At 61.4% G+C, this 14,669-nt stretch carries 12 protein-coding genes; all 12 read left to right on the plus strand.

Annotation, left to right across the window (positions count from 1 at the left end; translation table 11 throughout):
* Positions 1–274 precede the first annotated feature (274 nt).
* Entirely contained in the window at positions 275–1,189 is a 915-nt protein-coding gene (locus ACIQT2_RS21240; RefSeq protein ID WP_402950530.1) for a dihydrodipicolinate synthase family protein, read from the plus strand.
* A gap of 38 nt (positions 1,190–1,227) precedes the next feature.
* Positions 1,228–2,103, plus strand: a complete 876-nt coding sequence (locus tag ACIQT2_RS21245) for a dihydrodipicolinate synthase family protein (protein ID WP_402950533.1) — start codon at positions 1,228–1,230, stop codon at positions 2,101–2,103.
* A 100-nt stretch (positions 2,104–2,203) separates the two neighbouring features.
* The gene (locus tag ACIQT2_RS21250) at positions 2,204–3,397 is read left to right on the plus strand and encodes a pyridoxal phosphate-dependent aminotransferase (protein ID WP_402950536.1); all 1,194 of its coding nucleotides are present in this window, start codon (positions 2,204–2,206) and stop codon (positions 3,395–3,397) included.
* A 21-nt stretch (positions 3,398–3,418) separates the two neighbouring features.
* Positions 3,419–4,369 carry an ABC transporter substrate-binding protein gene (locus tag ACIQT2_RS21255; RefSeq protein WP_402950539.1) on the plus strand — a complete coding sequence of 317 codons (951 nt, stop codon included), beginning with the start codon at positions 3,419–3,421 and terminating at the stop codon, positions 4,367–4,369.
* A 33-nt stretch (positions 4,370–4,402) separates the two neighbouring features.
* Positions 4,403–5,356, plus strand: coding sequence for an amino acid ABC transporter permease (locus ACIQT2_RS21260; protein ID WP_402950541.1), 954 nt, complete (start codon positions 4,403–4,405; stop codon positions 5,354–5,356).
* 1 nt (position 5,357) lies between these two features.
* Entirely contained in the window at positions 5,358–6,185 is an 828-nt protein-coding gene (locus tag ACIQT2_RS21265) for an amino acid ABC transporter ATP-binding protein (protein ID WP_402950544.1), read from the plus strand.
* Positions 6,186–6,256: 71 nt separating this feature from the next.
* Entirely contained in the window at positions 6,257–7,267 is a 1,011-nt protein-coding gene (locus ACIQT2_RS21270) for a dihydroxyacetone kinase subunit DhaK (protein ID WP_402950547.1), read from the plus strand.
* Positions 7,249–7,932, plus strand: coding sequence for a DAK2 domain-containing protein (locus tag ACIQT2_RS21275; RefSeq protein ID WP_402950550.1), 684 nt, complete (start codon positions 7,249–7,251; stop codon positions 7,930–7,932). The genes ACIQT2_RS21270 and ACIQT2_RS21275 overlap by 19 nt, the downstream gene beginning before the upstream one ends.
* 159 nt (positions 7,933–8,091) lie before the next feature.
* Positions 8,092–9,606: an aldehyde dehydrogenase (NADP(+)) gene (locus ACIQT2_RS21280; protein WP_402950552.1), complete on the plus strand. Its 1,515-nt coding sequence runs from the start codon at positions 8,092–8,094 to the stop codon at positions 9,604–9,606.
* A 20-nt stretch (positions 9,607–9,626) separates the two neighbouring features.
* Positions 9,627–10,469, plus strand: coding sequence for a fumarylacetoacetate hydrolase family protein (locus ACIQT2_RS21285; RefSeq protein WP_402950555.1), 843 nt, complete (start codon positions 9,627–9,629; stop codon positions 10,467–10,469).
* A gap of 56 nt (positions 10,470–10,525) precedes the next feature.
* Positions 10,526–11,728, plus strand: a complete 1,203-nt coding sequence (locus ACIQT2_RS21290; RefSeq protein ID WP_402950558.1) for a pyridoxal phosphate-dependent aminotransferase — start codon at positions 10,526–10,528, stop codon at positions 11,726–11,728.
* 82 nt (positions 11,729–11,810) lie between these two features.
* Complete coding sequence (locus ACIQT2_RS21295) at positions 11,811–13,271, plus strand: MFS transporter (protein WP_402950561.1); 1,461 nt, start codon at positions 11,811–11,813, stop codon at positions 13,269–13,271.
* Positions 13,272–14,669 lie beyond the last annotated feature (1,398 nt).

Genomic DNA, 14,669 nt, shown 5'->3' on the forward strand with positions numbered 1-14,669 from the left:
AGCAGCGGGAAGTCGGTTGCGTCCGGCCCGGCCGGAAGTACTCCACATCGGAAAGTCCAGATGTCCGAAGCACTAACCAATGAGCTCCGGAACTTCGCATCAAGGTTGGAAACGCACAGATGACGCCTCATTCGAGCAACAACTAAGACTCGAACGGCTGGGGCGGATTCACAGCGGCGGATGGCACGTCCTGTCACCCTGCTTCGGCGATTTCCAGTATCCGAAGCTGCGCATTTGCACCGAACTTAGAAGCAACACAGAAAGGCACAACAGAGTGGCATTCTCCAAGGAATTCAACGGAACCCAGTTAAACCTTCGGGGTGTTATCCCCCCGATGGTGACTCCCTTCAAGGAAGGCACCGAGGAGATCGATCACGATCTCCTGGCCCTGGAAGCAAAGTACATCGCCAGCACCGGCGTGCACTCGATCTGCGTCACGGGCAGCACCGGCGAGGGCCAGGGCCTCACCGCCGAGGAGATTTTCAGCATCGTCGAAACCGTCGTGAACGCGGTCGGCCCGGACATCCACGTGATCGGCGGCGTCATCGCTGACACCACCCACGAGACCATCCAGAAGGGCCTGGCCGCCAAGCGCGGCGGAGCGAAGTCGCTGCAGATCACACCTCCCCACTACCTCTGGGCCCCCTCGGTCGAAGGCCTGGTCCAGCACTTCAAGCAGGTTGGCGAGGCCGTTGAACTCCCCCTGCTCATCTACAACGTAGTTCCCTGGGTCGACATCGACGTTCACGCCATGAGCCGCATCATCGACGACGCCCCATGGGTACTTGGCGTCAAGCAGAGCGGTGGCGACATGCACAAGGTCGCCGACATGATGGCCGCGCTGCACAACCGTGTCCCTATCACGACCGGCATCGATGACCTGCTTTACCCGACGTTCGTCCTGGGCGTCGACGGTGTTGTTTCCTGCCTCTGCGCCGTGTTCCCAGCGCTGACGCAGGAACTCTTCGAAGCCGTGCAAGACGGCGAGCATGAGAAGGCCAAGAAGATCCACGACCGACTGCTCCCCGTGTGGCGCACTCTCGAGGGCAACAACATGACCGCAAAGGCGAAGTACGCCATCGGCCTGCTCGGCCGTGAAGTCGGCGTCTCCCGTGGACCGATTCTTGCCCCGGATGAGACTCAGAAGGAAGCGATCCGCACCGCCCTTCAAGACGGCGACTTCATCTGATCGTTCGGACGCGCTCCCTTCTTTAGATAGGCAAAGATATGAATCTTAAAGGAATCATCTCTCCGGTAATCACCCCCTTTACCGAGCACGACGAAGTGGATTTTGCTCTCTACGAGCAGCATGTGGACCGGCTCCTTGCCGCCGGTGTCCATGGCGTGAGCCCGGGCGGCAGCACGGGCGAGGGCGCGGCACTGACAGACTCGGAACTGTCACGAATGGTCGCGCTGGCCAAGCAGAAAGCCGGCGACAGGCCGGTAGTGGCAGGTGTGATCCGTTCGTCCACGCAGGCTGCGCTGCAGACCGCCAAGGCCGCACGTGACTCCGGCGCGGACGCGCTCATGATCACACCCGTGTTCTACAACGTGCTGGTGCCCAACGACGAGGGCAACATCGACTTCTATTCGAAAATCTCGGAGGAAGTCGGACTCCCGATCATCATCTACAACGTCGTGCCGCAGAACACCATTTCTCCGGAACTGTTCAAGCGCATGCGCGAAACCATACCCAACGTTGTCGGCGTCAAGCAGAGCGTCGGGGGAATCCAAGCCCTCTACGCCATGCGCCTGGTCGATCGTGAAGCCCTCGTCTACGCCGCCACCGACGAGATGCTGTACTCCTGCTTCTCTGTTGGTGCCGACGGCGCGATTTCGGCGATCCTGGCGCTTTACCCCGAGCTGTCGGTGCAGCTCTGGAACCTGAACGAGGCCGGAAAGCACGAGGAAGCGCTGCGCATACAGGACCAGATGCACGAAGTCTGGATGCAGATCATCGGTCCGCAATTCCCGTCCCGCATCAAGGAAGCCCTGCATCAGCACGGCGTCGAGAGCGGCTTCTCCAGGAGCCCTGCGAGCCCGGTCGATGAAACGACACGGGCTGCCATCGCGAACGCGCTGGGCAAAACTCAGCTGTTCTAGCCACGAGAGGGTCAGCCTGCCGGGCTTGACGGCCCGGCAGGTTGCCCCTCCCGCACACCGCGCCGCACCACATCATTGAAGAGAAACCTGAAAAGCAACCATGACCACTGACCCTAGTTTTTCGACAATCGCACTGAGCGCCCCGAGGTCCGGCATCCGGGCGATCGTTGAAGCCTCAGCGAACTTTAGCGACGTCGCCCACCTGGAAGTGGGCGAACCCGGTTTTCAAACCCCCGAACACATCGTCGAAGCCGCAGCACAAGCCCTTCGCGACGGATGGACAAAGTACTCTCCTGCGGTCGGGGTTCCCGGATTGAGGGAACGGATCGTTGAAAAACTGAAACGCGTCAACCGCATCCACGCCGGGGCCGATCAGGTCCTCGTCACCGTCGGCGCCGCCGAGGGTCTCTATGTATCGTTCACCACGATCTGCAACCCGGGCGACGAGGTTCTGATACCGGATCCCGGCTGGTCCAACTTCGCGACCATGGTCCATCTCGCCCATTCCAAACCCGTCGGCTACTCGCTGAGCGGAGAGAATGACTTCCTACCAAGCATCGAAGAGCTGGAAAGCCTCGTTACCGCCCGTACCAAGGCCATCCTGATCAATTCCCCGTCCAACCCGATCGGTCGTGTCATACCGGAAGCGCACTTGCGCGAACTGCTCGAGTTCGCGAACCGGCACGACCTGTGGGTCATATCGGACGAATGCTACGACGAGATCACCTTCGGCGTCCCTTCCGTGTCTCCCGCAGCCCTGGGAATCACCGACAAGATCATCTCGGTATTCAGCTTCTCCAAGACCTACGCGATGACCGGCTGGCGAATCGGATACATCGTCGTTCCGAAATCTACAGCTCCCACGTTCGCCCGCATGCACGAACCCCTGATTAGCTCGGTCAGTTCCGTGGCCCAGGCCGCAGCCATCGCCGCGCTCGACGGACCGCAGGACTGCATACGCGAAATGAGGGATGAATATGCCCGACGACGCGATCTGTGCCTGAGTATCCTCGCCGAACACGGCAGAAGCGCCGCGTGTGTTCCCGACAGTGCGTTCTACCTATGGCTCGACACCGGTATCCCTGATGTACACAGCGGCGATATCGCGTTGGAGCTGCTCCGCGAGGTCTCCGTGGCCGTGGCACCCGGCACTGCTTTCGGGGCCAACGGTGACCAGTTCCTGCGTATCTCGTTCGCTGCCGACACAGCAGTAATCAAGACAGGGCTTGGCCGTGTCCTGGACTATCTTTCGTCTTCCCCTTCATCCCTCCCCCACATTGCAAGACACCGTTAGTACCAAAGGAGACTCCAAATCATGAATGCAAAACTCCGTTGTGCATCCGCGCTGCTGGTTTCCGGCATGGCGCTTGCCGCCGTCGGCTGTTCCCAGAGCGCCCCGGCAACCCAGAACAACCCGTCAACGACGTCGGGTGCAGTACAGGGCCTTGGTTCTGGTGTCGCCCAGATCCTTGATGGCGTCCAGCCGAGCACGGACCTTGTATCCAAGGTGCCCGAGAACTACAAGAGCGGGATCAAAGTCGGCTCCGACCTGACAGCGCCGCCAGGCACCTACCTCGCCGATGACCGGAAGACACCCGTCGGGTTCGAAGTCGACCTGATCAATGCCATCGCAAAGAAGCTGGGCACCACGGCAACGGTCAGCAACGCGGACTTCTCGACGCTGATCACCAGTGTTTCGACCAACCGCATTGATCTGGTGATCTCGCAGATGAACGACAACAGCACACGGCAGAAGCAGATCGACTTCATCGATTACTACGATGCCGGGATCGCCTTCATTGTCCAGCACAACAATCCGGGCAACATTCAAGGGCCCCAGGACCTTTGCGGCAAGAAGGTCTCCGCCGGTCCGGGTTCTTCCCAGCTTGCCTGGGCACAGCGCACCAGCCCGGAAATCTGCCCGAGCGACAAGCCGATGAACATCACGATCGTGGAGGAGAACCAGCAGCGTCTGAACAGCCTGAAGACCGGGCGCCTGGACGTTGTCCTGAACGACACCCCCGGCGCGGCTTTCATCGCCGCGACCAGTGGAGGCGGCAACGACTTCGAGTCCGTGAAGCTCAAGGAAGCAATCGAACCCGCCCCCTACGGCATGGGATTCAACAAGTCCAACTCCGAGCTCCGGGATGCCGTGAAGGCCGCTTTGCAGGAACTGATCGACGACGGCACCTACAAGAAAATCCTGACCGCCTGGGGCGTTGAGAACGGCGCGCGTGCCCAAGCGACCCTCAACGGCGGCAAATAGCCTCATGTCGATGTCCAGAAGGAGCCTTTCCCCATGAACAGTCATGAAACCGTGACAGTTGCACCTCGCCGCAGATCTGATGAGCCGAGGGAAACGGTACGTCGTTTCCCTCTCGGCCGATGGATTTCAGGGGCGCTGATTCTCGTCCTGCTCGTCGCGTTCGTGTTCTCGATGGCCCAGGCGAAGATCTCCTGGCCCGCGGTAGCGGGGTACATCGTGGATCCCGAGTTCATAGCCGCACTCGGCCGGGTCATCGTGCTTGCCGTCGTCTCCCTCGTTGGCGCGGTCGTGCTTGGACTGATCGTGGCGGTCATGCAGGATTCCAAGAACCCGGTCGCTTCGCTCACCGGCAAGTTCTACGTGTGGTTCTTCCGGGGTGTACCCCTGCTGCTGCAGATCCTGCTCTGGTACAACATCGCCTTGGTTTTCAGCCGAATCACCATCGGCATCCCCGGAACGGACATCGTCTTCTTCGACCAATCGGCGAACGAAGTCTTCACCCCGTTCCTGGCAGCACTGCTCGGACTCGCACTCCACGAAGCCGCGTACATGGCAGAAATCATCCGCGCCGGCCTGCGCAGCGTTGACCGCGGACAGCTCGAGGCCGCCTCGGCCCTGGGCATGCCGCCTCTGATGTCGTTGCGCAGGATTATCCTGCCGCAATCCATGCGCACCATCATTCCTCCGACAGGCAACGAGTTCATCAACATGCTCAAGGCCACCTCGCTGGCGGCCACCGTCACATACCCCGAGCTGTTGTATATCGCGCAGAACACGGCCGCGATCAACCTGGAAGTGATGGAAACCCTGATCGCTGCAACATTCTGGTACATGGTCGCCGTCAGCGCCTTCAGCGTGGGGCAGTACTTCCTGGAGAAGAAATTCAACGCCAGCGTGGCGATGACACCCGGGCAAACCGGGATGAAGATCTTCAAGAGAGCAATCAGCCTGCCCATCGGACGCATCGCAGGTACGGGAAGGAACTGAAATGGACCAGCAGATTTCCGAACAGAGCAACAACAACCAGGTCTCCCCAGACGGCAAGGAAGAACCGCTGGTCTCTGTGCGCGGCGTCATCAAGCGATACGCCCACCACACCGTCCTGAACGGTATCGATCTGGACGTCTACAAGGGCCAGGTGGTCTGCCTGCTGGGCCCATCAGGAACCGGCAAGAGCACACTCCTGCGGATGATCAACCACCTCGAAACCATCGATGCGGGTGAGATCTGGGTCGGTGACGAACTCATCGGTTACGAACCCTACCGCGGAAAGCACCGAGAGCTCACCGCGACGGCCGCGGCCAAGCAGCGAATTCCCATCGGTATGGTCTTCCAGAGGTTCAATCTCTTCGCGCACCTGACCGCAATCGAAAACATCGTCGAAGCACCCATCCAGGTCCTGAGAAAGAACAAAAAAGAAGCCTACAAGGAAGCAACGGCCCTCCTCGCGAAAGTCGGCCTGTCCGAACACGCGCACAAGTACCCGGCACAGCTTTCCGGCGGCCAGCAACAGCGGGTGGCCATCGCCCGCGCTCTCGCTACCAAGCCATCCGTGATGCTCTTCGATGAACCCACCTCCGCGCTGGATCCTGAGTTGGTCGGAGACGTCCTTGGCGTCATGCTCGACCTCGCCAGAGAAGGCATGACCATGATCGTGGTGACCCACGAGATGAGCTTCGCCCGCCAAGCCGCGGACCGGATCATCTTCATGGACGGAGGCTCCATCGTCGAAGACGAAGCGCCGACTGAATTCTTCGCCAACCCGAAGCACGAACGCAGCCAACGCTTCCTGCAAAGGCTCAGAGGCGAAAGCTAACTGCAATCCATACAAGCCGGGCAGCCCAGCGCGGCACCACCCGGACCACCATTCATCAGGAGTCTTGGCACATGACCAACTACTTTTTCGCAGACCCCGCCGGGGCGGTGGAAGCCTCCTTGGAGGGATTCGCTGCCGTTCATGAGGCATATTGTGAAGTCGTAACTTCACCGCTCTACGTCAAAGGACGCCGGAGCAACCCACAGCGGCGCGTCGGGCTGGTGTCCGGCGGAGGCTCCGGACATGAACCAATGCACGCAGGTTTCATCGGCGAAGGCATGCTCGACGCCGCCGCGCCCGGCAAGGTCTTCGCATCCCCCCACAACCGGCAAGTCTACGAGGCCTCCAAAGCGGCGGCCTGCGAAGACGGAGTCCTGCACATCGTAAAGAACTACACCGGTGACCGCATCAATTTCGGGATCGCCGCCGAGCGGCTCGCCGCCGAAGGAATCAACGTCGCCAGGGTCCTCATTGATGACGACGTGGCCACCGAGAGCGAAACAACCGCGACCGGGCGGCGCGGCACCGGCAGTACCGTCTTCGTGGAGAAAATCCTGGGCGCCGCGGCAGACACCGGCCTTTCACTGGAAGAACTTCAAAAACTCGGCACCGCCGTGGCCGCGAACAGCCGCAGCATTGCGGTCGCCTCCGAAGCCCTCACCTCCATCCACACCGGTGAGCGCGTCTTCGAACTGCCGGCGGACCAGATCGAATACGGCATCGGCATCCACGGCGAACGTGCCCAGGTCACGTGCAAGCGCGAACCGCTCCCGGCACTGATCAACCAGATGCTCAACGACCTCAATTCGTCCCTGGACTACCGCTCACCCGGCTCAACGTGCGTCGTCTTTGTCAACGGCCTGGGATCGACCACCAATCTTGAACTTTATGCGATCTATAACGAGGTCAAGAAGCAGCTCGACGCGGCCGGAGTCCGGATCGGCGGCGCACTCGTGGGCACATACGTCTCGGCACTGGACATGCGCGGTTTCTCGCTGTCCCTGCTAAAGGTCACCGACCCGGACTGGATCAACTACTGGGCCGCCACCGCAGATACCCCCGCATGGAAAGTGAACAAATAGCCATGAACCTGCCCCAAGTACTGGACTCGTCCGTCCTGAACTTCGACCAAATCATCAAAGATACGAAGTCAGACCTGACCCACCTCGACATGCTCTCCGGCGACGGAGACTTCGGCGAAAACCTCGCTGGCGGGCTCGCCCAGACCATCAAGAAACACCAAGACTCAGACGGTGAAACTCTCTGGTCCGCCCTCGTCGATGTCTTCCTCGACGACGTCGGGGGCACCAGTGGACCGCTCTTTGGGCTGCTCTTCCACGCGATCAACGAATCCGCAGCCGAGTCCGCCGCTGGGGATGACTCCCTCGCCCTATTGGCCTCCGGGTTCTCGAACGGCCTCGACGCGATCCAGCGTGTCGGGGAGGCCCAGGTCGGAGACCGCACACTGGTGGACGCCCTTGCCCCCGCCGTCGTGCAGCTGAAAGCCTCGTCGGCGCTCAACGATTTCGACGACGTCGTTTCCGCTGCCGTCAAGGGAGCCCAGAACACCAGCACCCTGGTCGCCCGCCGCGGCCGCTCCAGTTACGTCGGAGACCGTGCCGTTGGCGTCCCGGACCCAGGCGCGGTGGGCGTTGCGCTCCTTTTTATTGCGCTCGGGGCAGCCTTGGGGACGAGCCGCTCATTCACCGCCGAAGTGAGCGAGCTGCTGTCCGTCAGCGGGCACTAACCTCCCACCAACCCTGCGGGACTAAGAGGCCCAGCCCTCACTGTGATTCCGCCCAAGCGTTAGCGCAAGGCCGACAGAGCCAGGGACAAAACGCCCCTCACCCAGGCGCGGCAGCAAAGCCACCCGCTCCCCGTACCGGATCAATACGGCCACGGCCGGATGCAACGCCGGTGCGGGGAATTGGTCCAGTCCATCCGTTCATTCCGAAGGAAGAAGAACTGCACAATGACAACAGTCAACGCAACTAGTGAGGAAGAACTGGAATCCGTTCTTGCTGCTTCTGAGAAGGCGTCACGGGCGCTGAGGCTGATGGACCGGCAGCAGCGGGCCGGATACTTGGACGCTGTCGCCGATGCGCTGGATGCTTCCGCTGACGCCCTGGTGCCCGTCGCGCAGGCCGAGACGAATCTGCCCGAAATTCGTCTGCGTTCGGAGCTGAAGCGCACAACCTTCCAGCTGCGTCTCTTCAGCGACGTGGTGAGAACCGGGGAGTACCTGGACGTCCGGATCGACCATGCCGATCCGGAATGGCCCATGGGCGCGCCCAGGCCGGACCTGCGAAGAATGCTCGTTCCGGTGGGGCCGGTCGTTGTGTTCTCGGCCAGCAATTTCCCCTTCGCGTTTTCCGTAGCGGGAGGTGACACGGCCTCGGCCCTTGCCGCCGGCTGCCCCGTGGTGGTCAAAGCCCACGGCGGACACCCCCTGCTCTCGGCGGAGACGGCAAGGGTAGTCAGCGACGCACTCGGAGCTGTGGGAGCCCCGGAAGGCACTTTTGGCATCGTTTATGGGACCGACTCCGGGCGTGTTGTTGTCCAGGACCGCCGGATCAAGGCCGCAGGGTTTACCGGGTCAATCCCCGGAGGCCGGGCATTGTTCGACCTGGCCGCCGCACGACCTGACCCCATCCCGTTCTATGGTGAGCTCGGAAGCAACAACCCCGTGTTTGTCACACGGGCCGCCGACCAGACCCGGGGCGAGCAGATCGCGGCCGAGTTCATCGGCTCGTTCACCATGGGGTCCGGGCAGTTCTGCACGAAGCCCGGCACACTTGCCGTTCCGCGAGGCTCCAGTACACTGGCCGCGCTCCAGGGCGCGCAGCTTCCCGACGGCGGTGCCCTGCTCAACGATCGAATCCGGCACGGATACCTTAACTCGGTGAAGGAACTCCAGGCAGCCGGGGCGAAAGTTCTCAACGCCGGCGCTGAACCGTTCGCTGACACGCCGTCTCCGGTCATCCATCTGATAACCATCGACGACGTCCTGGCCCACCCGGCCGAACTGCTCGGCGAATGCTTCGGCCCATCGTCTCTGGTCATCGAATACGACACCGAAGAACAGCTCATCGACCTCGCCGGCGTCTTCGAGGGGCAACTCACCGCCACCGTCCAAGCCGAGGATGACTGCAACGTGGACGAACTCATCACAGTGCTGTCCGAGAAGGCCGGCAGGGTGCTGTGGAATCAATGGCCCACTGGCGTCTCGGTGACCTACGCACAGCAGCATGGCGGCCCCTACCCGGCATCGACCATCAGCTCATCGACATCGGTCGGCACAGCGGCCATCGAGCGGTTCCTGCGTCCCGTGTCCTTCCAGGGTTTCCCACAACAGGCCCTGCCCGAGGTCCTCCGCGACCACACCAGCGACCCGCTCCCCCGGCTCATCGACGGAAAATAGCAGAAAGGAACGGCAAACCAGTGCGACTTGCCAATGTAGCGGGCCGGGCAACCCTTGTCCTGTCCAACGAGACCGGCGCGGATGTCCACCAGGCTTCGAACGGCCGGTTCGGCCCGGGGCTCCCGGACATCTTTGAGACGTGGCCTGAGTTTGTCGAATGGGTGCGAACCTCGCCCAGGCTCATCGCCGTGCCCTTCCGTCGGCAGGACTTGCAGGCACCCTCGCCTGAACCGGGGCAGATCTTTGCGATCGGCATGAACTATGGAGAACATGCCCGCGAGGTCGGACTTGGAGTACCGGAGGGCTTCCCTCCGGTGTTTACGAAATTCCGGAGCTCGCTGAGCGGACCCGACACGCAGGTGGCACTTCCACCGTCCGGAAAGACCGACTGGGAGGTGGAGCTGGTCGTCGTCATTGGCCGTATCACGCACGACGTTCAACCAGAAAACGCATGGGAACACGTCGCCGGCCTGACGGTTGGACAGGACCTCTCCGAACGCATCACCCAGATGCGTCCGCCTTCGCCCCAGTTCAGCCTGGGCAAGTCCTATCCAGGGTTCGCTCCGACCGGACCGTGGCTTGTATCCGCCGACGACCTCGACAACCGCGACGATCTCGGCCTCGGCTCTGAACTGGACGGCGAAACGGTCCAAGCATCCAGGACTTCAGACCTCCTGTTCTCCGTCCCCGAACTGGTCTCAGGACTATCCCGGATCCTCACCCTGTATCCCGGAGACCTGATCTTCACCGGCACGCCCTCAGGAGTGGGGACCGGGCGAACCCCTGAACGCTTCATCCAGCCCGGACAGCACCTCCGGAGCTGGATCCACGGAATAGGCGAACTTCACCAGAGCTTCGCCTAGACCCGCCAGCACCACCTCCAGGTTCCAAACCACCCACCATAAGAGGACCACCTTCGATGACCACCCCCGGAATCAACCAGTTCCCCGCCCCGTCCCGCGCCGTGCACAACGGGATCAGAGTCATCATGAACGAGGCACTGGCGCTGAACAACCCCGACCTGATCCGTCTCGAAATCGGAGAGCCGGACTTCCCGACGCCTCCCAACATTGTCGAAGCGGCGCACCGTGCAGCACTCGCCGGGCACACCCGCTATACGTCCAACGCCGGAATTCCCCCGCTCCGCGAGGCCCTCGCCGACAAAATCAAGCGGGTCAACGGCTTTGATGTTTCGCCCGAGAGCATCGTCGTCACCAACGGGGGCGTGGAAGCGCTGTTCGTTGCCCTGACGGCAATCGTCAAACCGGGCGACGAGATTCTCATCCCGGACCCGGCCTGGCCGAACTACATGAGCATCCCCGCGGTCATGCACGCCGAAACCGTCGGCTACACCCTGCGCCCCGAGCATGGATTCCTGCCATCCGTAGCGGAACTTGAACAGCTGACGACCGAGCGGACCACGGTGCTCATGCTCAATTCCCCATCCAACCCCGTCGGTACCGTCTTCCCAAGGGAACTCCTTGTAGAGATCGCCGAATTCGCTCGGCGGCGCGGCATCTGGATCATCTCCGATGAGTGCTATGACCAGGTCGTCTTCGATGACACGTTTGTCTCCACGGCGGCCGTCACAGACTACGAGCGGGTCATTTCCGTGTACACGTTCTCCAAAACCTACGCGATGACCGGATGGAGGGTCGGGTATCTGGCCTGCCCGCCCGAACTGACCGAAACCGTGGTCAGCCTTCAGGAACCAATCGTGGCCTGCGTGAACACCCCCGCCCAATACGCGGCCATCGAAGCACTGACCGGAACGCAGGAACCCCTGGACATGATGGTTTCGGCCTACCGGAGGCGGCGGGACGCGGCAGTCGCGCAATTCAAAGCAGCGGGCATCAACATGTTCTGCCCGGCCGGAGCGTTCTACCTATGGCTGGACTGCCAGCACCCGAGCATGGACGGTACCGACATAGCCCTGGCCCTTCTGCGCGAACACGGCGTCGCGGTCGGCCCTGGACCCGCGTTCGGCCGCACCTCAACAGGATTCATTCGTCTCTCCCTCGCCGCCAGCGACGAAGCACTGGCCGAAGGCATCCAACGAATCCTGGCCAGCGGATACCTGGACGGCGCCCGGCCCGAAACCCGGCATCAACTTAACGGTTAACGGACAACCTACAAGTGATAAAGTGATAGTCGTCACGACCGCCTAAGCCGCTCACGACATCCTCGAACCGAAAGGACATTCAATGGCGAATGCATCTGCACCAAGCGCCGCTCCAACCATGAACAACCGCTACTACTGGAAAGCGACCATCTCCGGACTGGCCGGGAACACGCTGGAACTGTACGATTTCCTGCTCTACGGGACGGCGGCGTCCTTGTTCTTCCCAGCGCTGTTCTTTCCAGGGGAAAACCAATTCGCAGCAACCCTTGCGAGCCTTGCAACTTTCGCGATCGGATTCATCGTCCGACCCCTCGGCGGACTCCTGATCGGCCGCTACGGTGACCGCTTCGGACGCAAGAAGGCCCTGCTGTTCACCCTGTGGGTCATGGGTTCCTGCACAATCGTCATCGGCCTGCTCCCCACGCATGCCATGGTCGGCGTCCTCGCCCCGATCCTGCTGATCGCCGTCCGGGTGGTTCAAGGCATCGCGATGGGCGGCGAATGGGGCGGTTCAATGGTGCTCGTTTCTGAATCCGTTCCGCAAAACCGCCGAGGCTTCTTCTCCGCAATACCGAACCTCGGTGGCTTCGTCTCACAACTTTTCGTGGCAGGTGCCATCGCACTGGTCCTGCTGCTCCCCCAGGACGCCCAACTGAGCTGGGGATGGCGCCTGCCGTTCCTGGCATCGATTGTTGTTCTCATCGCCGGCCTTTGGATGCGGCGCAATCTCGTTGAGACGCCCGTCTTTGAAGAGAGCAAAGCCGCGGAAGCCGACGGCACAGAGCCCGAGGTCCGGCGCGGCTCCATCGCTGCCCTTTTCATCGACCACTGGCGCGACATCATCCTGATGATCGGGCTCCGCTTCTCCGAGGGCCTGCCATACTTCCTGTTGACGGTCTTCGCAATCACCTACGCGAAATCAATCGGGGTGAATGCCGCAGGGTTGCAGGCCTCGATCCTCATCATGGCAGTCATCGCGATACCGGCGACCTGCTTCTACGGCTGGCTTTCTGACAAAATCGGGCGCCGCCCCGTCTTCGCCATCGGCTCAGCCATGGTCGCAATCACGGCCTTTCCCTTCTTCCTCTTGCTTAACACCGGTTCATTCTGGCTCATCACGCTCGGCTACATCCTGGTGCTCAACCTCGGACATAACCCCGTCGGTGCCGTGCAGCCCGCGCTGTTCTCCGAAATGTTCCCGGCGCACAGCCGCTACAGCGCAGTGGCCGGAGCCAGGGAGATCGCCGGGATCGTGACGGCAGGGCTCACCCCGTTCATCGCAGCCCTGCTGGCCGGACCAGACAATACCCGCTGGTACCTCGTCGCCGGATACGTCGTTGTCGGTGCGATCCTGTCACTCATCGCGATCAAGATCGTCCCCGAGACAAGTCGGCGTGACCTGGTGGACATCAGCCGTGATGTCAGCGATGCCACTACGGACATCACCGGACCAAGAAATCCCATGCCTGACGCGTACCACAACGAGCAGCACCCAGGACCAAGCCGACATTCGGTGACAGCCAGTGCCCGCCAACGTCGGTAACCCTGGCTTTGCGACAGCCACCCACCATCGAATCCAGCCCAACCCAACCGAAAAACTCATGGCACCCAAACATCCAACAACTCCCGGCAACCCGGCCATCCCCGACGACAACGCATGTGAGGACAACTGCCATTTCTGCGACGGACCCGAGACGGACTAACACACTCAATCTGAGGACCACCTAGCGTTCCCGCCATAGACCGGCACCCGACAGGCAAAGCCACCGAATGCGCGGCCTGCTGGACCATGCGGCCCCGGAGCCTCCCTTATCTCGCAACCGCCAAGGGAGGCTCCGGCATTTAATCCAAGGAGAATCGCCTCGCCGGAGGCCCGACTGCATCAGACTTCAGGAACAACGCATTCATACTGAACCAGATCAGGAACATCTGGCCTTCAACGTGGTGACTCCGCCGGCCGACAAGACGCTGCCAAGTATGTACAGTGTCGCCAGATGGCTTCCTGTAAAGACGTGTACCCAACCTGACGTCAGCTCCTGCGCGGTTTGGCGTCAGGTTAGGGCCTGGTGAGTCTTTGTATGACCGCAGACACCCGAGGTCATAGACCTCAACCGAACAGCCCGTCGGACTTGAGGCATCACAGCCCTGTTGCCTCGTCGTTGGAATGCGACTGCCCACCCGGCGCGAGACGAAGCGCTGGCAGAGCAACACGGATTTCGTCTAGGTCATGTTGCCCGATCCGCCGGGCGGAATGAAAACGTGACGGCAAGAAAGAGAGCAGACCGTGGTCAGAAACAAAACAGACTTAAGTGCGCACACTGTACACACCCACTTTGGCCCGACAAAGCGACTCTTCGATGCCGTGAGGAGAGGAAGATCCGATGTCTGAGACCGACGAAACAGAAATCGCTGGAAGTCATGTCGTACCTAATCCCTAGGCCCATGAAGACGTGTAGGCCACTCCGGACCTACCGGACAGAACAGTAAGAAGGAACGAGAATGACCCCAGCTCAGAGCAAGCGGAGCGCCCACACGCCAGGGCACTGATCCCGCTCCCCCACCCAAACTGAACAGGCCGCACCCGGCGGCTAGGCACCATCCAGGTCGACGAGGCAGAGGCACCTGTCCAGCTTTGTACACAGTAAAAAGCAAAGACCTCTCTGACGAGGGGTTATGCCGTGCCCGAGGTGGGACTCGAACGCGATTCCCGGCCTTGATATTGCTGGGTTCCCGCGGAAACCTGCGGAATCCGGGCCAGTCCGGCGGCTGTACGGGCCAGTCCGAGGTGGAAGGTGTGGACAGTAATGATGGAATTGGTTGTGTCGCGGCGTGGCTCTAAGTGTGGTTGACGCCCTGTGAGGGGTTTGTCTTGACATTGATCTGTCCGCCGCGACACGACTCGCAGTAAACGCGGCGGCCAGGTGGACATGACCTTATAGGA

Origin of the sequence: Paenarthrobacter sp. NPDC090522 (assembly GCF_044769225.1) — a bacterium.
Classification (GTDB): domain Bacteria; phylum Actinomycetota; class Actinomycetes; order Actinomycetales; family Micrococcaceae; genus Arthrobacter.